At 69.7% G+C, this 20,318-nt stretch carries 16 protein-coding genes, 1 tRNA gene and 1 pseudogene; 4 read left to right on the top strand and 14 right to left on the bottom strand.

What is annotated here, in order from left to right; genetic code table 11:
- Window positions 1-67 precede the first annotated feature (67 nt).
- Complete coding sequence (locus tag JJJ14_RS12375) at window positions 68-829, top strand: response regulator (protein WP_101559240.1); 762 nt, start codon at window positions 68-70, stop codon at window positions 827-829.
- 822 nt (window positions 830-1,651) lie between these two features.
- Here the strand turns inward: JJJ14_RS12375 and pknB are convergent.
- From pknB to JJJ14_RS12340, 7 genes are read right to left on the bottom strand one after another with little or no spacing between them, the layout of a single operon-like run.
- Window positions 1,652-3,700, bottom strand: a complete 2,049-nt coding sequence (pknB, locus tag JJJ14_RS12370; protein ID WP_201444303.1) for a Stk1 family PASTA domain-containing Ser/Thr kinase — start codon at window positions 3,698-3,700, stop codon at window positions 1,652-1,654.
- Window positions 3,697-4,824 carry a serine/threonine-protein kinase gene (locus JJJ14_RS12365; protein ID WP_075253675.1) on the bottom strand — a complete coding sequence of 376 codons (1,128 nt, stop codon included), beginning with the start codon at window positions 4,822-4,824 and terminating at the stop codon, window positions 3,697-3,699. Before JJJ14_RS12365 ends, pknB begins: the two co-directional genes overlap by 4 nt.
- On the bottom strand, window positions 4,821-6,323 hold the full coding sequence (locus tag JJJ14_RS12360; RefSeq protein WP_201444302.1) for a peptidoglycan D,D-transpeptidase FtsI family protein: 1,503 nt from the start codon (window positions 6,321-6,323) through the stop codon (window positions 4,821-4,823). Before JJJ14_RS12360 ends, JJJ14_RS12365 begins: the two co-directional genes overlap by 4 nt.
- Window positions 6,320-8,017 carry an FtsW/RodA/SpoVE family cell cycle protein gene (locus tag JJJ14_RS12355; RefSeq protein WP_201444301.1) on the bottom strand — a complete coding sequence of 566 codons (1,698 nt, stop codon included), beginning with the start codon at window positions 8,015-8,017 and terminating at the stop codon, window positions 6,320-6,322. The genes JJJ14_RS12360 and JJJ14_RS12355 overlap by 4 nt, the downstream gene beginning before the upstream one ends.
- 1 nt (window position 8,018) lies before the next feature.
- Window positions 8,019-9,440: a PP2C family protein-serine/threonine phosphatase gene (locus tag JJJ14_RS12350; protein WP_101559236.1), complete on the bottom strand. Its 1,422-nt coding sequence runs from the start codon at window positions 9,438-9,440 to the stop codon at window positions 8,019-8,021.
- Window positions 9,437-9,913 carry an FHA domain-containing protein FhaB/FipA gene (locus JJJ14_RS12345; RefSeq protein ID WP_003788599.1) on the bottom strand — a complete coding sequence of 159 codons (477 nt, stop codon included), beginning with the start codon at window positions 9,911-9,913 and terminating at the stop codon, window positions 9,437-9,439. Before JJJ14_RS12345 ends, JJJ14_RS12350 begins: the two co-directional genes overlap by 4 nt.
- A complete protein-coding gene (locus tag JJJ14_RS12340) occupies window positions 9,910-10,617 on the bottom strand; it encodes an FhaA domain-containing protein (RefSeq protein WP_003788601.1) in 708 nt (235 codons plus the stop codon). The genes JJJ14_RS12345 and JJJ14_RS12340 overlap by 4 nt, the downstream gene beginning before the upstream one ends.
- A 257-nt stretch (window positions 10,618-10,874) precedes the next feature.
- Here JJJ14_RS12340 and JJJ14_RS12335 point away from each other — a divergent pair.
- A tRNA-Leu gene (locus tag JJJ14_RS12335) sits at window positions 10,875-10,958 on the top strand.
- A gap of 292 nt (window positions 10,959-11,250) precedes the next feature.
- Here the strand turns inward: JJJ14_RS12335 and JJJ14_RS12330 are convergent.
- The 3 genes from JJJ14_RS12330 to JJJ14_RS12320 all read right to left on the bottom strand — a co-directional run bounded on the left by JJJ14_RS12330 (window position 11,251) and on the right by JJJ14_RS12320 (window position 14,553).
- A complete protein-coding gene (locus tag JJJ14_RS12330; protein WP_236592846.1) occupies window positions 11,251-11,790 on the bottom strand; it encodes a VanZ family protein in 540 nt (179 codons plus the stop codon).
- Window positions 11,791-11,878: 88 nt separating this feature from the next.
- Window positions 11,879-12,166, bottom strand: coding sequence for a CstA-like transporter-associated (seleno)protein (locus JJJ14_RS12325; RefSeq protein WP_185988922.1), 288 nt, complete (start codon window positions 12,164-12,166; stop codon window positions 11,879-11,881).
- Window positions 12,163-14,553, bottom strand: a complete 2,391-nt coding sequence (locus tag JJJ14_RS12320; protein ID WP_201444299.1) for a carbon starvation CstA family protein — start codon at window positions 14,551-14,553, stop codon at window positions 12,163-12,165. The genes JJJ14_RS12325 and JJJ14_RS12320 overlap by 4 nt, the downstream gene beginning before the upstream one ends.
- Window positions 14,554-14,824: 271 nt before the next feature.
- Between JJJ14_RS12320 and JJJ14_RS12315 the strand changes: the two genes are divergently transcribed.
- On the top strand, window positions 14,825-16,408 hold the full coding sequence (locus JJJ14_RS12315) for an aspartate:alanine exchanger family transporter (protein WP_201444298.1): 1,584 nt from the start codon (window positions 14,825-14,827) through the stop codon (window positions 16,406-16,408).
- A 289-nt stretch (window positions 16,409-16,697) separates the two neighbouring features.
- Here JJJ14_RS12315 and JJJ14_RS12310 read toward each other — a convergent pair.
- Window positions 16,698-16,841, bottom strand: a pseudogene (locus JJJ14_RS12310) (carboxymuconolactone decarboxylase family protein); the annotation flags it as partial.
- A 29-nt stretch (window positions 16,842-16,870) separates the two neighbouring features.
- Here JJJ14_RS12310 and JJJ14_RS12305 point away from each other — a divergent pair.
- Entirely contained in the window at window positions 16,871-17,179 is a 309-nt protein-coding gene (locus tag JJJ14_RS12305) for a thiamine-binding protein (RefSeq protein ID WP_201444297.1), read from the top strand.
- Window positions 17,180-17,310: 131 nt separating this feature from the next.
- Here JJJ14_RS12305 and JJJ14_RS12300 read toward each other — a convergent pair whose 3' ends face one another.
- From JJJ14_RS12300 to mtnN, 3 genes are all read right to left on the bottom strand, one after another.
- Window positions 17,311-17,970, bottom strand: a complete 660-nt coding sequence (locus JJJ14_RS12300; protein WP_101559230.1) for a DUF4276 family protein — start codon at window positions 17,968-17,970, stop codon at window positions 17,311-17,313.
- The gene (locus JJJ14_RS12295) at window positions 17,970-19,118 is read right to left on the bottom strand and encodes an AAA family ATPase (RefSeq protein ID WP_201444296.1); all 1,149 of its coding nucleotides are present in this window, start codon (window positions 19,116-19,118) and stop codon (window positions 17,970-17,972) included. The genes JJJ14_RS12300 and JJJ14_RS12295 overlap by 1 nt, the downstream gene beginning before the upstream one ends.
- Before the next feature lie 143 nt (window positions 19,119-19,261).
- Window positions 19,262-20,005: a 5'-methylthioadenosine/S-adenosylhomocysteine nucleosidase gene (gene mtnN, locus JJJ14_RS12290; protein WP_201444295.1), complete on the bottom strand. Its 744-nt coding sequence runs from the start codon at window positions 20,003-20,005 to the stop codon at window positions 19,262-19,264.
- Between the last annotated feature and the right edge of the window lie 313 nt (window positions 20,006-20,318).

The raw sequence follows: 20,318 nt of genomic DNA, 5'->3' as shown, positions 1-20,318 counted from the left end.
TGCACCATCCGGGGCCTGGGCCGTTGGGATGGTGATTGTGTCGGCGCACGCACCTAGGCTGGGCTCCGTGCCCGATCCCTCCGCCTCCTCCGCCTCCTCGGCCTCCCGGTTCGCGTCCCCCGCACCGGCCCGCCCGGTGCGGGTCATCCTCGTCGACGACGACCCACTGACCCGCGCCGCCATCAAGCCGCTCCTGCGGCCGAGCCAGGACTACGTCGTCGTCGCCGAGGCCGGTGACGGCCGTGAGGCGATCGACGTGGTGGGCCGTATCGAGGCCGATATCGTGCTCATGGACCTGGGCATGCCCGTCATGGACGGGATCGAGGCCACCCGTCAGATCTGTGCCGCACCGCGCCACCCCCACGTCGTGGCGCTGACCACCTGGGACGTCGACGACGCCGTCGTGCGCGTCATTGAGGCCGGTGCTGTGGGGTACCTGCTCAAGTACTCCGCCTCCGAGGAGCTCCATGCCGGGCTGCGTCGGGTCATGGCGGGCGAGTCAGTGCTCTCGCCGGGGGCGCTTGCCGAGCTGCTGCGATACGTGCGTTCCCAGCCGACGGCACCGACGGCGGCGGCCTATGACCTTCGCTCGCAGGAGCGTCAGCACGCCGTGGCCCAGGCTCAGCAGGCGGCGGCGGGGCTCAGCCGGCGCGAGCTCGAGGTCATCGCGGCGGCCGCCGAGGGACTGACCACTGAGGAGATCGCGAACCGGCTGTATATCTCGGTCTCAACCGTCAAGGCCCACCTGCGCAGTGCGCAGGAGCGGGTCGGTGCCCGTAACCGGGTGCACCTGGCGGTCCTCGCCGAACGCGCTGGGCTGCTGGGATAGGGGTGAGCCACGCCGACCGGTGAGCGGCCGGTGGCGAGAACCCGCCGGACTCGGGCACCCAGGGCCGCAGGCCTGATCCACTCCGCCGGGTCGTGGCGGCGAATCTGGGGTTCTCAGCTCGGGGCCGGCCGCGCCTTCCCTGCCTGGTCCCTTCTAGTGTCTGTGTGGGGTCCGGCGGTTGCGGTTTCGACGGCCGGTTCCGGCCTGGGCCGTCTCCGGCGCGGTCTACTGCACGAGGGCGGGGATCTACTGGTCGGGGGTTGTGCGTACTGCACGAAGGCCCCACCTACCTGGAGTATCCCCGACCCTCCTCCAGTGGCACCCGACCCTCGTGCAGTAGATGACAGGTGCCATCCGAGTGACTGCGAGCAGCCGGGTCACCCCCTGCCGGGGGAGGCGAGTAGCGGCAATCGAAGCCCGCCCGACGCACCGGTGTCTTGGGACGGGGCATGAACACCCCGCACTCAGGCGCCGTGGCTGGGGACGTCCTGCGCGTGCGGGGACGGGATTGCTGTCCCCGACGGCGTCGAACGCCCCCGCCCGGGACGACACGCACCCGGCCGCGTGGAATGTCCCCTTCGGTGGCGGGGGCGTGTCAGTGACGGACCCCCGGGGTCGGTTACTCCCACGCAAGGAGTGACATGACGACAGCGGGTGCATCCCGACGCGCAGGACTAGTTGCACCTCCGGGGCTGACGGTGATCGTCACAACACGGCCCCATCGAAAGGACGTGACTGGTGTCCCAGGCCAGGAAGGCCTGGAGCACCAGTCACCTGAGCGAAGGGGACACCGCTCGCGCGGCGCCATGGACCATCAGGTGCTCAGCCGCCGTTGCCGTCGCCGGGATTGGGGTTACCTGGCTGCTGCTGGTTGTTGTTGTTATTGTTGTTGTCACTGTCTTTACCGGAGGAGACCGTGAGGTTAACGGTCGAACCGGCGGGCACTTGGTCTCCGGCCTTCGGGCTCGTGCCGATGACCTTATTGGCGTCCACCTTGTCAGAGGACTTGTAGTCCACGGTGACGTTGAGTCCGAGCTTCTTCAAATCAGCAGTCGCGTCCTCGACAGTCTTCCCGTTGAGGTTCTTGGGAATCGTCACTGGACTGGTCGGCGCCTGTGTGGCCGCGCCGCTGGAGAAGCTCACGGTGATCGTGTCTCCCGCGGAGACGCTGGTGCCCGCGGCCGGGTTGGAGGAGACGGCCTTGCCGCGCTCGACCTCAGCAGAGGCCACGTCGTCACCCCTCTTGAACTGCAGGCCGGCGTCCTCGATGGACTTCTTCGCCGTGGCCTCGTCCTGGCCCGAGACGTCGGGGACGGAGGTGTTCCCGGTGGAGAGCACCAGGTCCACCGTGGTGCCGCGCGCAACGGAGTTCCCCGCCTGCGGGTTGGTGTAGATGACCCGGTCCTTGGCGACCGTGGCGGAGTCCTCCTGGGAGGTGTTTCCGCCCTCGAGCCCGGCCTCCTTGAGGGCCTTGCGGGCGTCCTCCTGGGTCTTGCCGGACAGGTCGGGAACCTTGACCATCGCCGATCCGGTGGAGAAGTGCACGGTGACGGTGGAGCCCGGCTCGACCTTCGTGCCCTTGCCCGGGTCGGAGGAGACGGCCAGTCCCGCACCGACCTCCTCGTTGGCGACCTCGTCCTTGGCGAACTTCAGGCCGGCGTCCTCAATGGTCTTCTTGGCCGATTCCTCGTCCTGACCGGAGGTGTCGGGGACCTCCACCTTGCTGATGGTCGGACTCGGCGTCGGGGTGGGCTGGTTGTCGAAGCCCCCGGCGGCCCACAGCCCGGCGACGACGGCTAGGGTCATGAACAGCAGGAACATGAGGATCCAGACCCAGGCGTGGCTCTTGGGCTTCTCCTCGGGTTCTTCGGCCTCCTTGGCCGCCTGCATCGGAGAGGCCCCGGAGGGCACCTGGGCGAAGGAAGAGGTGGGCTGAACCGGTTCGGCGGCCGGTGAGGCCATGACTGAGGTGGCTGGGGACCAGGAGTCGGCGGCCGGCGCGGCCACGGACATGCCCCGCGCGGCCGCCTGCAGGTCGGCGCGCATGTGGGCGGCGTCCTGGTAGCGGTCCTCGCGGCTCTTGGCCAGGGACTTGAGGATCACCCGGTCCAGGGACTCGGGCACATCGGCCGCCAGCGAGGAGGGGCGCTTGGGAATCTCCCGCACGTGCTGGTAGGCGATGGCCACGGCGGAGTCGCCCTGGAAGGGCGGCTGGCCGGTGAGCAGCTCGTAAAGGAGACACCCGGTGGAGTACAGGTCCGAGCGGGCGTCCACGGACTCGCCGCGGGCCTGCTCCGGGGAGAGGTACTGGGCGGTGCCTACCACCGTGTGGGTCTGGGTGACCGTGGAGGCGGAGTCCTCAATGGCCCGCGCGATGCCGAAGTCCATGACCTTCACGGCGCCGGTGGAGGTCAGCATGATGTTTCCGGGCTTGATGTCGCGGTGGACGATCCCGACCCGGTGGGAGTACTCCAGGGCGTCCAGGACCCCGGAGACGATCTCCGCGGCCTCCGCGATCGGGACGGCCTCGCCCTCGCTGAGGAGCTCACGCACCGTGTGCCCCTCGATGTACTCCATGACGATGTAGGGGACGGTGCGGCTGGCGCCGCCCGGCTGGAGGAGCTCCTCCTCACCGGAGTCGTAGACGGCGACGACGGCGGGGTGGTTGAGGGCCGCCGCGGACTGGGCCTCCCGGCGGAAGCGGGCCTGGAAGGTGGGGTCGCCGGCGATGTCCGAACGCAGCAACTTGATGGCTACGACTCGCGACAGGCGAGTGTCGTAGCCGAGGTGCACCTCTGCCATACCACCACGTCCGATGAGGTCGCGGATCTCGTAACGGCCCGCGAGGACCTGGGGGAACTGACTGGTCACAGTACCTCCTTGACAGGGATGCTCAGCATCAAGGCTGGCACGACCTGATGCGCATGGGCAAGCGTACCTGTGCTGTGCAGGGTGATGAGCGAGAGCGCCGGGATGAGGGCCCTGAGCGTCAGCAGGTTGAGGCCGAGGAAGGAGCGTCCCGAGGCGTGCCGGGCGGTGCGCGACGGCGTCGGCTCCTCGGCCGCGTGACGGCCGGGACGTACGGCGGCGGGCCGGGGCAGCTCGCGGGTCTGCGGGCCGCGGCGGCCAGTGGACTCCCAGCTGAGCGCCTCACGGGGATCCCACGCGTCCGTGGGCAGGTTCACCACCGCCCGGTCCAGGGCACGGGCCACCTCGCGGGCGGAGTGCGGCCGGTCGGAGGGCTTCTTGGCGAGCAGCTTGAGGATGATGGCCTGGACCTGGGGCGGGACGGCGTCGGGGAGGGCGGGCACCTCCTCGTTGACGTGCGCGAAGGCGATATCGACCTGGGTGGCTCCGCTGAAGGGGCGCCGCCCCACCAGGGCCTCGTAGGCGATGATGCCCAGTCCGTAGAGGTCGCCGGCCGGGGTGGCCATGTTCCCCATGGCCTGCTCGGGGGCGAGATACTGGGCGGTGCCCATCACCATGCCGGAGGCCGTCAGCGGGCGCTGGTTGATGCCGGTGGAGATGCCGAAGTCGGTGAGCTTGGCCAGGCCCTCGCGGTTGATGAGGATGTTGGAGGGCTTGACGTCCCGGTGGACGACGCCGGAGTCGTGGACGACCTGGAGGGCGCGGGCCACCTGCGCCAGGACCGGCAGGATCTCCGCGGGTGACAGGGTCCCCTTCTCGGCGATGATGTCGGACAGGGCGCGCCCCTGGACGAGCTCCATGATGAGCCAGCCGGTCCCGTCCTTCTCCCCGGAGTCCAGGACGACGGCGAGGTTCGGGTGGCGCAGCCCCTTGGAGTTCTTGGCCTCCGCACGCAGGCGGGACAGGAAGATCTCGTCACCGGTCAGCTCGGGGCGCAGGATCTTGGCGGCCACGGCCCGGCCCGAGCGCAGGTCGGTGGCGCGCCACACCTGGCCCATGCCGCCCAGAGCGATCTGCTCGACCAGCTCGTAGCGGCCCTGGAGCTGGAGCCCGGCAACAGGTTTCACTGGTTCACCGCCGCATCGATGACCTGGGCGGCGACGGGGCCGGCGATCTTGCCGCCGGTGGCGCCGTCCTCGGTCTCCGCATTGCCGTCGAGCACGACGGCCAGGGCGATCTCAGGCTTGTCGATGTCGGTGCCGGCGAAGCCCACGAACCAGGTGGTGGGGCCGCTGTCCGTGCCGGTCTCGGCGGTACCGGTCTTGCCGGCCACCTGGACCCCGCTGACCTGGGCGCTGGTGCCCGTGCCCTCGGCAACGGCGGTCTGCATGAGGGAGGACAGGGAGGAGGCGGTGGCCGAGTCGATCGGGGTGCGGGCCACCTTCGTGGAGGTGGAGCTGACCTCGTTGAGGTCGGGGTCCAGGATGCGCGAGACCAGGTAGGGGGTCATCTGCTCACCCTTGTTGGCTACGGTGGCGGCCACCATCGCCATCATGAGCGGGGTCGCCTGCACCGAGGCCTGACCGATGCCGGCCATCGCGGTCTGCGCCTGGGAGTCGTTGTGCGGGTAGGTCGACGGCGTGACCTTCAACGGGATGGACAGGTCGGAGTCGAAGCCCCAGTTCTTCGCCTCCTTGGAGAGCTCCTCCTCGCCGACGTTGATGGCCAGTTGCGCGAAGGGAGTGTTGCAGGACTCGGCGAAGGCGTGGGAGAAGGTGGTCCGACCGCCGCCGCAGGACTCCCCTCCGTAGTTCTCCAGGGAGTGGCTGGTGCCCGGCAGGGTGATGGTGTCGGGGGCGTCGACCTCCTGGTCGGTCTTGATCTTGCCGGTGCGCAGCGCCGCCGCCGTGGTGAGGATCTTGAAGGTCGAACCCGGCGGGTAGCGGTTGCCGGCGATGGCCCGGTTGTCCAGAGGACGGGAGGAGTCCTGGCTGAGGGTCGCATTGGCCTCATTGGCGGCGTTCCCGTTGCGGGTCGCGAAGGCCGAGGGGTCGTAGGAGGGGGTGGAGACCAGCGCCAGGATGGCCCCGGTCTTGGGGTCCAGGGCGACGACGGCGCCCTCGCGCCCGGCCAGGGCGTCGTAGGCGGCCTGCTGGATCTCGGGCTTGATGGTCAGCTCCACGGCCCCGCCCCGCTGGGAGTCACCGGTGATGAGGGTCTTGATCCGGGAGGAGAACAGGGAGGGGTCGTCCCCGTTGAGCACGGAGTTGCCCTCCTTCTCCATGCCGGTCATGGAGGCGAAGGCGGGAGAGAAGTACCCGGTCACCGGGGCGTAGAGCGGCCCGTTGGCGTAGACGCGCTGATAGTCCTCAGAGCCCTGGCCGTTGTCGGACTTCTGGGTGCTGGCGATCGTGGTGCCGCCGGCCAGGAGGATCGGGCCCCGCTCGGTGTCGAAGTTGCGGCTGACGGTACGGCGGTTGCGCGGGTCGGAGTTGAGGGCCCCGTTGGCCGACCACGACTCCCACACGGAGGGGCGGGCCAGTCCCTGGACGCTGGTGACGGACAGGGCCAGCGTGGCGAACATGACCAGCACCAGGAAGGCGACCTGACGGATCTGTCGGTTCATGGCAGCTGCCTCCTGTCAGTGTCCTCAGTGAAGCCCGGGGCCCGCGATGAGCGCAGGGTCTCCCCGTTCGGTGCGGTGTGCGGCGGAGGCGGCGCCTCCGGACTGACGGCGACGGCGGGCCGGGCGTCATCCTCCAGGCTGCCGAAGCCGGGTGCGGCCGACGGGGAGGCGTAGCCCCCGGCGTCAGCCGGTGCGCCTCCAGCCGGTGCGTCGTCGGCGGCCTGGGCCATCGACTCCTCGGCCCCGGCGTCCTGGACCCGACGGCGCAGGGACAGCGGCAGCTCGGCGGTGTCGATGATCCGCGGTGCGTGGGTGGCTGGCCGCCGGGCGGCGTCGGACAGGCGCAGCAGGAGAGCCAGAATGATCCAGTTGGCGATGAGTGAGGAGCCGCCATAGGCCAGGAAGGGCAGGGTCAGCCCCGTCAGCGGGATGAGCCGGGTGACACCGCCGATGACCACGAAGATCTGCAGGGCGATGGCGAAGGACAGGCCCACGGCCAGGAGCTTGCCGAAGCCGTCGCGCAGCAGTACGGCGGTGCGCAGTCCCCGCTGGATGAGGACGAGGTAGAGCATGAGGAGGACGAGCGTGCCGGTCAGCCCCAGCTCCTCACCCAGTGAGGCGAAGATGAAGTCGGAGTTGGCGAAGGTGACCAGGGTCGGTGAGCCCTTGCCCCAGCCGGCGCCCATGAGCCCGCCGGTGGACATCCCGAACATGCCCGTCAGCAGCTGCCAGGAGCCGCCCGCGGCGTTGTACACGGCATTGTCGGTGGCGTGGAGCCAGCCGTTGATGCGCTGCTGGACGTGGTTGAGGTGCGTGGCCGCGAACCAGGCCGCCGGGAGGAACAGGGCGGCACCGATGAGCAGCCAGGAGGGCCGGTCAGTGGCCACGTACAGGACGACGACGAACAGGCCGAACAGCAGCACCGAGGAACCCAGGTCCTTCTGGAGGACCAGGACGCCGATGCTCACGCCCCACACGATGAACAGGGGGCCCAGGTGCCGGGCGCGCGGCAGGCTCATCCACAGGACCTTGCGGCCCGCCAGGGCCAGGTTGTCCCGGTTGGCCACGAGGTAGGAGGCGAAGAAGACCGCCAGCAGCACCTTGGACAGCTCGGCCGGCTGGAAGCTCATCGGGCCGATCCGGATCCAGATGCGGGCGCCGTTGATGCTCTGGCCGATCCCCGGGATGAAGGGAAGGACGAGGAAGACCAGGCCGGACCACATGGCCCACCGGTCCCAGCGCCGCAGGCGCCGGTAGTCGCGCAGCAGGAGGAGCGTGACGGCGAAGAGGATGACGCCCAGCAGCGTCCAGACCAGCTGCTTGGAGCCCACATAGAACTGCCACTGCTCGTTGACCTCATAGGCCAGATCCAAGCGCCGGATCATGGCCAGGCCGATCCCGTTGAGCGCTACCGCCGTCGGCAGGAGCACCGGATCGGCCCACGGGGCGGCGTAGCGCACGCACAGGTGCATGAGGACGGTCAGGACGAGGAAGGCGATCGCCACGCCCACGGTCTGCGCCGGGGAGGAACCCGTGCGGTTGAGAGCGGTGAGCACGAAGCCGCCCAGCCCCAGGACCAGGGCGACGCCGAGCAGCGCCGCCTCCGCCCAGCGTCCCGAGTATCGAGCGACGCCGGCGGGCTGGATGGTCGCGACGCCCGCGGGGGCGCCCAGGGGACCGGGAGCAGCAGTCATCTCACCCCTCCTGCCCGGGCTTGGCGGGCTGGGTCGGTGCGGCGGAGGCCGGCGACGGGGTGGAGGAGGACGAGGAGGAGGGCTTGGCCGTGGGGCTCGCGGTGCCCTGCGGGGCGGGGGCCTGCTTGCGGTAGGAGCGGACCGTCTTGTCCACGTAGGTCTCCGCAGCGCTCATTGACGACTGGGTGACGGTGGCCTCCAGGCGCTCGCGGATGTTGTGATCGAGGGACTCCACGGGCAGGTCCGCGTAGGTCTTGACCGAGTGGCTCAGCTTGAGCGGGCCGACGGACTGGGGGATCCCCTGGTAGATGGCGACCTCGCCCTTGTAGGTGGAGACGTAGTAGCGGGTCTGGGTCCAGCGGTAGAACAGGGCGCTGGCGCCGACGAGCGTGGCCAGCAGGACGAGGCTGCCCACGAGGACCCGACGGCGGTGGCGGCGTCGGGCCTTCTCCTGGGTGGCGGCCTCGGCGGCGATGGCCTCGTCGACCTCGGAGGACTCCTTGGCGGAGGCGGCCTCGGGCTTGTCCTCCAGGGTGGCCATGAGGGCTGCGGCCTTGGCGGCGGGGCTGGCGGCCTCGGTGTCCTTGGCCTCGGCCTGCTCCTCACCGGCACGGTGGGCTGCGGCGGCGCGCTCCTGGGCCAGGCGCTCGGTGGCGGCACTGCCCACCACCTGTGGGACGGTCTGGGGCTCAGGGTCGTCCTTGACGACGTCGAAGACGACGGCGGTGACGTTGTCCGGTCCGCCAGCGCGCAGGGCCAGGTCGATGAGCTGGTCGGCGGCCTGACCGGGGTCGGCGACGCCGGCCAGGACCTCACCGATGGTCTCGGCGGTCACCGGGCCGCTCAGGCCGTCGGAGCACAGCAGCCAGCGGTCGCCGGGAACGGCCTCGCGGATCGACTCGTCGAGCTGGACCTCGCCCTCGGTGTCCCCCAGGACGCGCAGGAGGACTGAGCGCTGGGGGTGCTGGCGGGCCTGGTCCCGGGTCAGGCGCCCGGTCTCCACGAGGTACTCCACGAAGGTGTGGTCGGTGGTGACCTGGGTGAGGGTGCCGTCGCGCAGCATGTAGGCGCGCGAGTCGCCCACGTGGACCATGGCGAGCTTGTTGCCGCTGCGCATGACGCCGATGCAGGTGGTGCCCAGGCCGGCGAGGTCGGGGTCCTGCGAGGACAGGGTGACGAGCTCGGTGTGGGCGGCCTGGACGGCGTCGCGCATGAGGCCCAACAGCTCACCGGCCTGGTGGGAGTCGGCGTCCAGGGGCATGAGGTGCTCGACGGCGACCGCCGAGGCGATGTCTCCGCCCGCAGGTCCGCCCATCCCGTCGCACAGAAGGCACAGGTGGGGGCCGGCGTAGCCCGAGTCCTGGTTGGACTGGCGGACCAGGCCGACGTCGGAGCGTGCGGCGAAGCGCAGGGAGATGGTCATGAGCGCAGCTCCAGCGTCGTTTGGCCGATTCGGACAGGAATGTTCATGGGGAGCTCCACGGCGCCGTGCACGGGGCGGCCGTCCATCATGGTTCCGTTGGTGGATCCCAGGTCCTCCAGCCACCAGGCGCCGTCCTTGGGGAAGACGCGGGCGTGGCGCGATGAGGCGTAGGAGTCATCGAGGACCAGGGTGCAGGAGGGTGAGCGGCCGATGATGATCGACGAGGGGCTCAGGGGCACGGTCGAGCCGGCCAGGGGGCCCTCGGTGATGACCAGGCGGGTGGCGCTGCGGCGTCGGCCCCTGGGGGGTGGGCCCGAGGGCTGCTCGGAGCCGCCCGCGGAGCGTCGACGTGACGGGCCGGCGACGGGGGAGTCGGCCATATCGCGGCGCATGACGCGCACGATGAGGTACAGGAAGAACCAGAGCAGGACCAGATAGCCCAGCCGCAGGATCGTGAAGGCGAGTGCGCTCAACCGTTGACTCCGCTGTTCTGGGTGCCATCCCAGAACAGGATCTGGGTGCGGCCGATGGTGAGGGTGTTGCCGTCCACGAGCGTGACGGCGTCGACCCGCTGGCCCTCGACGAAGGTGCCGTTGGTGGAGCCCAGGTCGCTGGCGATGGCGTTGCCGTGCGTCAGGCGGATCTCCAGGTGACGGCGGGAGACGCCGGAGTCGTCGACGATGATGTCCGCCTCCGAGCCGCGGCCGATGACGGTGACCGGTCCGGTGAGCAGGTAGCGCTGGCCGTTGATGTCGACGATCGGGTGCGCCGGGGTGGCGGTGGCGGAGGCGGCCGGGGCGGCGGCGCCGCGTCGCGTGGAGGACTCGATCTCGATGGCCGGGGCGTTGGGGTTGTTGTTGACGAGGAAGGAGACCTCCACCGGGCCGACGAAGGAGTAGCCCTGGTCCGCGGCGTGCGAGGTGGCGACCTCCTCCATCTGACGCACCATCTCGTCCTGGCCCCAGGCGGTGATGCGCTCAATACTCGGCGGGGTGAGGTGGATGCGGAAGATGTTGGGAACCACGGAGCGGTCGCGGGCGAAGGACGCGGCGCGCTTGTCCATGGTCTCGCGGAGCTTCGAGGCGATCTCGATGGGCTCGATGTCGTCCGAGAAACGGGACATGGCGCGGTTCGTGACGTTCTCGACGCCCTTCTCGAACTTGTCCAGGAATCCCATGGACAGTACCTCCCCCAAATATGGTGTGGCGGCCCCCGGGATGGAGCCGGGAGACGGGACTGTCCCGCCTCGCTATGGGCCTGCACGGACCTGCGTGCAGGCCGATACCGTTCCCATCGTAACGGTAGCGAAGCCATCGCAGGGAAGACGGCCCCCTCTGTGTGAGGTAATTGTGTCGTGAGCGGTCTCACGGCCGGATATGGCGGTGAGGATTGGACGCGGGCGGCGATGGCAGGCTAGTCTCATGCTCGCTTCTCGCGCGAGTGGCGGAATTGGTAGACGCGCACGGTTCAGGTCCGTGTGATCTTACGATCATGGGGGTTCGAGTCCCCCCCCGCGCACAGAACGGAAAGGCCCGGGCCACATGGTCCGGGCCTTTCGCCATCCCGTTCTCTTGTCGCTTTGCGCCGGGCGGGCGTGCCGGTTGCTCAGAAGGCGGCGGGTGGCCCGATGGAAGAGGTCCGACGGGGCGTCAGTGTCCACAGAGCTGACATTGGCCTTGTGCCGGTGCCGCACGGAGCAGAGAAACCCCGGAATTCCACGGATTCCCTCTGGACGCTTCGACGGCGGGGCCGCCAATGTCAGCCTGGTGGACACCGGGCCGCGGGTCGGCCTACTGCACGGGGGTGGGTTCTACTGCCGCGCGTGCAGGCGGCGCAGGAGGTACCAGGCGGCCAGGGCCCCGATCCAGGCGCCGACGGCGTTCTGACCGACATTGGCCAGCGAGGGGCGCCGTTCCAGCATCGGCAGGAGGCTCTGGAGCACCTCGGCGCTCAGCCCGACCACGCAGCCGACCAGCGCCCACATCCACCAGGGGATGTCCCGCCAGCCTACGACCGCGCAGAAGGTGGCCGGCGCCAGCATCACCAGGTTGAGGACGATGTCCTTGCCCTCGGAGCTGAGGAAGCCCGGTCCCATGGTGTCCTTGAGCTCGGCGACCTCGCGCCCGGAGGGCCACACCACCGCCACGCAGACGATGGCCAGGAGGATGACCGCCGCGACGCGGGCGATCCGCTCGTAGGAGGCCCGGCCCGGGGGATGAGTCTTGGAGGGCTGGAGGTCCGTGGCGCGGCCGGCCGACGGCGAAGCGGCCGACGCCGGTGATGTCCCCCAGGAGGTGTCAGGGGACTCGGCGGACGTCAGTGCGTCGGGCGCGGGCTGCTGGGCGGGCACGCTCACGACGCTACCGCCCGCCCTCCGGGAACCCCGGAAGGCGGGCGGTAACGATCAGAGCACATCGGAGTGCGGGAGCGGCCCCGGCTCAGCAGCAGCTGGCGTTGATCTCCGTCTCGGCCTGCTTGGCCCGGGCGCGCCAGAACTCGCGCTCACTCATGGGGCCGTGCCCGGAGCCGTGCTCAGAACTGTGGGCGCCCCCGTGTCCGTGGGGGCACTGCGCGTGCTCGCGGGCGTAGCGCTCCAGGTAGCGGTCATAGGCGGACTCCCCGGTCATGTCCCGCCACAGGGTGCGGGCCCGGGTCAGGACCTGGCGGACCCGATGTCGGGCGCTTGCCCGATCCGCCGGCTGCGGCGTCGAAGGAGAAGGTGTCATGACTTCTCCGCGTGGGCCTTGTGCGGGATGAGGGCCGGGTCGCCCACCTGCTCGTACTCCCGGGAGACCTTCTTCATGAGCGAGGAGGCGATCATCGTCTCGGGCGCGTAGAAGTTGGACTCCTGGTACGGGTCCTCCGACGTCGTCGTGTCCCGGTTGCGGAGCGTCTGGACGATGCGGATGAGGGCGCAGACCATGACGAAGGCCACCATGACCAGGAAGATGATCGACAGCGTCCCCTGAATCATCGTGTTGCGCACGATCGCCCGGGTCTCCTCGATCTTGGCCGGGTCGGTGAGTGTGCCCAGCTTGGCCACGGCCTCCTGATGCTGCTGGAAGTAGCCCACGAGCGGGTCGCTGGAGAAGATCTTCTGCCACGAGGCCGTGAAGGTGACGGCCGTGTCGAAGACCAGCGGGATCGCGGGGATCCACACCCACTTCGTGTAGCCCTTGCGCACCACCATGACGGTGACCACCAGGAGCGCCACGGCCGCGATGAGCTGGTTGGCGATACCGAACAGCGGGTAGAGCGTCTGGATGCCGCCGCGCGGGTCGGTGACACCCATGAGGAGCAGTGCCCCCCAGGAGGCGACGACGACCGCCGTGGTCCCCCAGGCGCCCACGTGCCAGGACGGGTCCTTGAACTTGGGGAAGGCGTTGCCCAGCGCGTCGGAGAGCTGGAAGCGGGCCACGCGGGTGACGGCGTCGACGGCCGAGAGGATGAACAGGGCCTCGAACATGATGGCGAAGTGGTACCAGAAGCCCATCATGGCCCGGCCTCCGCCGATCTGGTGGAGGATGTGGGCGATGCCCACCGACAGGGTGGGGGCGCCGCCGGTGCGCGAGACGACGTTGGGCTCGCCGACGTCGCTGGCCAGGCGCTCCAGGGCCTCGGCACCCGTGTAGGTCTTGGGGTTGCCGTTGTCGTCCCAGGAGTCCCACTCGGGGGTGGGCTTGCGGCCCTGGGCATCGGTGACGCCGAGGTTGCCGACGGCGACCTCGGCGAGCTTCTCGCAGTGGTGCTCGGGGTCGTCGGTGGTCTTGCAGGGGGCGGCGGCCACCGTCTCGGGGCCGGCGAGCTTATTCATGGTCGCCGTCGAGGTGTTCATGGAGAAGTAGATGCCCGGGCTCAGCGAGACCGCGGCGGCCAGCGCCATGATCGCCACGAAGGACTCCATGAGCATGCCGCCGTAGCCGATCATGCGGACCTGAGTCTCCTTCTCCACCATCTTGGGGCTGGTGCCCGAGGAGACCATGGCGTGCATGCCGGACAGGGCACCGCAGGCGATGGTGATGAACAGGAAGGGGAAGAGGGTGCCGGCGAAGACCGGGCCCGCGGTGTTGAAGGCGAACTCGGTGACGGCGGACATCTCCACCAGGGGGCGCACGATGATGATGCCCAGGGCCAGGATCGTGATCGTGCCGACCTTCATGAAGGTCGACAGGTAGTCACGCGGGGTGAGCAGGACCCACACCGGCAGGACCGCGGCCAGGAAGCCGTAGACAATCATGGCCCACACCAGGGTCTTGGGGGACAGGTGCAGGTAGTGGCCCAGGGGTGACTCGGCCACCCAGCGCCCGCCGATGATGACGGCGATGAGCAGGCCGAAGCCGACGAAGGAGACCTGGGTGATCTTGCCGGGCTGGACGAAGCGCAGCCACAGGCCCATCCCGATGGCGATCGGGATGGTCATACCCACCGAGAAGACTCCCCAGGGGGAGGCGGCCAGGGCGTTGACGCAGACCATGGCCAGGACCGCCAGGACGATCATGAGCATGACGAAGACGACGATGGTCGCCACGATGCCGCCGATCCGGCCGATCTCGTCAGTGGCCATCTGGCCCAGGGAGCGGCCGCCGCGGCGCATGGAGAAGAACAGGACGAGCATGTCCTGGACGGCGCCGGCCACGAGCACGCCGATGATGATCCACAGGGTGCCGGGCAGGTAGCCCATCTGGGCGGCCAGGACCGGGCCGACCAGCGGGCCGGCGCCGGCGATGGCCGCGAAGTGGTGGCCGTAGAGGACGACGCGGTGGGTGGGGTCGAAATCGCGCCCGTTGTTGATGCGCTCGGCCGGGGTGGCGTTGGTGTCGTCGGGGCGCATGATGCGCCGCTGGATGTAGAGGGCGTAGAAGCGGTACCCGATCGCGTAGGTGCACACGGCGGTGACCACGAACCAGATGGTGTTGACGTGCTCGCCGCGCACGACCGCCAGCATCCACCACCCCAGGACGCCCAGGGCAGTGATGGCCACCCATGTGGCGATCCGTACGGGTGTCCATCGATTGTCAGGACGTATGCCGACGGGGACGCCGTCGGCGTTGCGGATGATCCGCTTCTCCTCCTCCGGTGAGTAGGTCGGCAGAGAGGCTTCTTTCTGGGGCATCGGGATTCCGTTCTCGTCGTCGAGAAAAGGTGTGACGTCATCGTCTGCGGTGACTCTCCCAGGGTATTCCTCCTGGTGGCGGAAAGGAAGCAATCGTGAGACCAGCGGCGGGGCGTTCGTCTTTCTGCTCCGATATCAGCACCATTTATCCCACCTATTGAATAATGCTTCCGGTGGCTGCTGTGCGGCGTCGCGCATGACGCCGGCGGGCCCGGGTCGGGACCGGTGCGCGGGGTTCGGGGTGCCCGGGGCCTGCGACTACCCTGGCGTCGTGTCCGTGCTCCATCCCGTTCTCGACGTCCTCGCGCAGGCGCCGATCCTCACCGTCTTCCTCGTCATCGGCCTGGGGACCGCCGTCGGGCAGATCCCGCTGGGGCCGATCCGCTTCGGCGCCGCCGGGGCGCTCTTCGTGGGCCTCGCGGTGGGCGCCCTCGACCCCCGGCTCGGCGCCGACCTCACCCTGCTGCGAAGCCTCGGCCTGGCCCTGTTCTGCTACACGGTGGGCCTGGCTGCCGGCAACACCTTCTTCCGCGACCTGCGCAGGCAGCTGCCGCTCATGGCCCTGTGCGTCGTCGCGCTCGTGATCGCCGGCGTGGCGGGCGGCCTCTACTCCCACCTGACCGGGGTGAGCCCCGCCATGGACTCCGGCGCCTACGCGGGGGCCCTGACCTCACCGGTGCTCGACGCCGCCATCGAGGCGGCCGGCACCCAGGAGCCCGCCGTCGGCTACGCCCTGGCCTACCCCGTGGGCGTCGCCGTCGCCATCCTCATCGTGGCCGGGGTCGTGGGGCGCACCTGGCCCGGGCGGCGCGACCCGCGGCCCGCCAGCGCCGACGGCATCACCGCCACCAGCGTCTACCTCCTGCAGCGGGTGGCCCTGGGCGAGATGAAGGCCTTCAAGGAGGGCCGCATCCGCATCTCCTACCTGGAGCGCGACGGCGAGACCCGGGTCGTGGCCCCCGGTGAGGAGCTGTTGCCCGGGGACAAGGTCGTCATCGTCGGGGCGCCGGCCGCCGTCGAGTCCGCCATGCACGACCTGGGCACCGGGCTCCACAACTGCCTGGCCAAGGACCGCACCGCCGTCGACTTCCGGCGCCTGACCGTCTCCTCGACACGGGTGGCCGGGCGCACGATCGCCGAGGTAGACATGCCCGGGCGCTTCCAGGGCGTCATCACCCGCGTCAAGCGCGGCGACCTGGACCTGCTGGCCCGCGAGGACCTCGTCCTGGAGCTCGGCGACCGGGTGCTGGCGGTCGTCCCCAGCGACGAGCTGGAGAAGGCCGCCGACTGGTTCGGCGACTCCGAGCGCTCCATCGCCCAGATCGACGCCTTCTCCGTCGGGGCCGGCATGGCGCTCGGGGTGCTCCTGGGGCTGGTGGCGATCCCGCTGCCCGGTGGCATCACGCTGCGGCTCGGGGTGGCGGCCGGGCCGCTCGTCGTCGGCATGGTCCTGGGGTGGGTGGGGCGCACCGGGCCCTTCGTGTGGGGGCTGCCGCACGCCGCCAACTCCACCATCCGCCAGCTGGGGCTGCTGTTCTTCCTGGCCGCGATCGGGCTGGCCTCGGGGCCGGACTTCGCGGCCTCGGCCTTCTCGATGACGGGACTCAAGGTGGGGGTGCTCGCCGCGCTCATTGTGGTGGTCAATGCGATCGTCCTGCTGGCCGGGGCGCGGTGGGCCGGGGTGTCCGCGCAGCGCGCCTCCGGTGGCCTGGCCGGGCTCGTCGGGCAGCCCGCGATCCTCGCCTTCGCCCTGTCCAAACGCGATGACGAGCGCATCGAGGCCGGGTACGCGACCCTGTTCGCCCTGGCCATCGTCGTCAAGATCGTCATGGTTCAGGTCCTCGTGGCGCTGTAGGTGCGGATCCTGACGGTGGTGGGCGGGGGAGTGCCTCCTGGGCCGCCGGATCCGGGCGACGGTGTACGAAGGAGCGCTTCTTGGGTGGTCGGAGCCGGTCCGAGTCAGCCTTGGTGTCCACATCGGTGACAAAGAAGCCTGCGGCCCGATGAGGCCGTCAATAGAACCGCGGAATCATGCGGTTCATTCACGGCGGTGTGCACGTGGAGCCCGCCTTTGTCTCCGATGTGGACACGCACGCCTCTTTGGCGACCTGCTGAGGTCGTGCGATACGGGCCGATGCGGACGATCAGTCGGTCGCGTCGCGCCCGGCGAAGACCTCGCGGGCCACGAAAGTGGCGTTGAGCGCCCGCGGGAAACCGGCGTAGACCGAGGCGTGCAGGATCGCCTCGACGATCTCCTCACGGGTCAGCCCCACGTTGAGGGCGGCCCCGGGCGGCGGCGCGGGGATAGCCTGGCTGCATGCTTGTCGCCTTCTCCGTGTCCCCGACCACCACTGACGCCCCTGACGGCTCTGTCTCCGAGGCGGTGGCCCGGGCTGTGCGCGTGGTGCGCGACTCCGGCCTGCCTTATGAGACGACGTCGATGTTCACCACGGTCGAGGGCGAGTGGGATGAGTGCATGGACGTGGTCAAGCGGGCCTGCGAGGCGGTCGCCGAGGTGAGCCCGCGCGTGGCGCTCGTCCTCAAGGCCGACATCCGCCCCGGCTGGACCGGCCAGATGGCAGCGAAGGTCGAGCGCGTCGAGGCCCGCCTGCGCGAGGCTGACTGAGCGGGCCCGGCAAATCGACCAAAACTTCATAAACGACGCGGCTCCGGGTCGATTCTGAAGAAACGGTCGATCTGTGAAGAAAAAGTCGGTGAGGCGCCGGGCGACGACGGCCGTGGGGATGGTGTGGCCGCTCAGGCCAGGAGGTCCTCCCACCAGGCCGTGAAGGTGGGGCAGCGCTCCAGGACCGCGGGGAGCCCGGCCTCGCTGACGAGTAGAGGGCCGGTGACGGTCTTCATGTAGCCGGGGTCGGCCGCCTCCAGGCGCTTGGACGGGGCGGTGCTGGGGCCGTCGTTGACCCGCTCGGGGCCGCCGGCCCGGGTGATGGCCTGCCGCAGCTCAGCGAGTCCCTGCCGGAGGAGCAGTCCGTCCCCCCGCCCGGCGTCGATCGCCGCCAGGACGAGGGCCTCGATCTCATGGAGGACGACGAGCGGACGGAAACGCGGATCCGGGTACTCGGCGCGTAGAGCAGCCATGAGCGCCGACTGCCGGCCGGCGCTGTCGAGACTCCCGGAAGGAGTCGCCACCTCTCGCCCAGGTGCGCCCTTGGGGTACTGGTAGTAGTCGAGGAGGAGCCCCACCCGCTCCCAGTGAGACGCCTTGAGAAGAGCCTGGAGCTGGGCGTGGTAGTGCTTCCAGTGGCCGCCGCCGTGGTGGGCGCCGGTGGGAGTCGCCGAGGTCGTGACGACGACCGGCGTGACATAGGTTCCGCGCATCGAGGCCGCAGGTCCCAGAACCTCGTTGACCAGAGTCTCCTCGGTCTGCCCCTCCACGAGGATGACGACCTGCCTCATCAGGCCCGTCCCTCATGTGCCGGGCGCCCGCCCAGAAGATTCATCTCCCACAGCGAGCCGGTGGAGTAGTCCTCCAAGAATCCCTCCAGGGCCTCGCGGTCCGGACGAGTGGCCTGGGTGGCGCCGTCGACCCGCTCCAGAACCACGACCTCCTCCAGGGCGAAGTGGGACAGCAGCGGCACCGACTGGGTGGCCAGGATGACCTTGTGCCCGTTCCTGCCCGCGATATGCGTCATCTCCGCGAGCAGCCCGATCGCGGCCGGGTGGAGCCCCAGCTCGGGCTCGTCCAGCACCACGGTGGCCGGCAGGTCCGGCCCCAGCAGCAGCGTGGCCAGGCAGATGAACCGCAGGGTGCCGTCGCTGGCCTCATGAGCCAGGAAGGTGCGGTCCAGCCCGCGTTGCTTCCAGCGCAGTCGAATCCGCTCTGAGGGGTCGGGGACGAGCACGAAGTCGTCGAAGAATGGCGTGACGTGGCGGACCGCTGAGACGATGCGCTGATAGTGCTCGGGGTGACTGTGGCGCACCTTGAAGAGGTAGGCGGCGATGTTCTCCGCGTCCGAGCGCAGGTAGACGTCGTCGCCGACCGTTGACCTGCTCTTGACCGGAGCGTTCTCGGAGACGTCGTCGAAGTGGAAGACGCGGCAGCCTTCGAGGATCGGGCGAACGTAGGTCGCGAAGTTGTGGAGCCTCATGCTCTGCGTGGACTGCGCGATTCGAGGGACGCGGCTGCGTGAGCCGAATCCGAGGTCCTCGGTGAAGGGCCGCTCCCGGTCGCGCCCGACCTGGAACAGCAGCGACTCGTGAAGCTCAGCCGAGTCGGAGTCGTCCCAGTCGTTGGAGCGAAGGATGGCCCGGTAGCCGTTGCGCTGGTCCTCGTCGTTGAACTCCGAGCACATCTCGACGGAGATCTGCTCCGAGGTGCCCTCGTCACCCTCGAAGAAGAGGTTGCTGACCCCGCCGCGTCTGCGCAGGTACTCCTGGAAGGAGTCGTCCCAGATCCGCGAGACCAGCTCCAGGGCGCTCACCAGGTTCGACTTGCCGGAGCCGTTGGCGCCGATGAGCACGGTGACGTCGGTGGTCAGGTCCAGCTCGAGGCGCCGAATCGACCTGAACCCCTCCACGACCAGGCGTCCCAGTGCAGCAGTCATACGCCGAGCCTAGCCAACAACCAGCCGATGCGGAGGACGCCCGGCAAATCGACCAAAACTTCATCAACGACGCGGCTCCGGGTCGATTCTGAAGATTCTGTCGAAGTGTGGGTGGGGAGGGAGGCACGGGCGGCGTTAGCGACTCAGCTGAGCAGGGCCAGGACGACGGCGGCGCTGCGGGCGGCGGCCTCCTCGACGGCGATGTGGAAGTCCTGGCCCGCCTCGGGGCCGCACAGGTCGGACACGCCGCGCACCGAGACGAAGGGGACGCCGGCGCCCGCTGCCACCTGCGCCAGCGCCGTCGACTCCATGTCCGTGCTCAATGCCGCGGGGAAGACCTCACGGGTGTCGGCCACGTTCGCGGCCGTCACGAAGGAGTTGCCGGCCAGCATCTGACCGACGCGCAGTCGCGCCGAGCCCGACGACGCCGTGGCACCGCGCAGGGCCTCCTGGCCCACCTGCTCCAGGCGCTCCAGCAGGGCCGCATCCCCGGCGAAGGTCTCCGGCTGGCCCGGGGTCTGGCCGCGGGCGTAGCCGAAGGCGGTGGCGTCGGCGTCGGTGTAGGCCAGGGTCGCCGAGGCGCACACGTCGCCGACCTCGACCTGGCGGCCGAGCCCGCCGGTGGTTCCCGCCGAGACGACGGCGCTGGGGCGGACCTGAGCCAGGACCGTTGCCAGTGCGCTCGCGGCCGCCACGAGCCCAATGCCGCTGCGCACGAGGATGAGCTCGCGCTCGCCGTCGGGAAGCTGGAGGGACCAGGCGCGTGCGGGCCCCGGCAGGGTCGGCGCCTGGGCAGCCGCGCGCTCGGGCAGGGTGTCCAGGAAGGGCTGGGCCTCCTCGGCCATGGCGCAGGAGACGATGACGGGTGCGGCACTGGTGCGACTCACGCGCCGAGCCTACAGGGGCGGCCGAGCCCTGAAAGTGTCCAGAGGGGACGGCTTTGACGGCCGATCGCAGCCACTATCAGGAAGTAACAGGGCGATGACCTGGGCTTTTGTAGACCGCGGTGCGGTTGCCGTGATTCAAAGTCGTCCCAGATGGACAGAATCGCTGCATGGTGACTCTGCCGGTGTCGTTGCTCTGAAGACATGCTGCCGTCATACGTCCGCGGGTCAAGAGCTGGGGCGTCTGGTTCCTGGGCGGGGCAGATGCGGCGGGATGCGCCCGCCAACGATCCAGGTGACGGTTCCCTCCGGTTCG

This window comes from Actinomyces sp. HMT 175 (assembly GCF_016694895.1).
Lineage (GTDB): Bacteria > Actinomycetota > Actinomycetes > Actinomycetales > Actinomycetaceae > Actinomyces > Actinomyces oris.
Note: the sequence above shows the minus strand (reverse complement) of the source record. Positions and strands in the feature narration are given on the sequence as shown.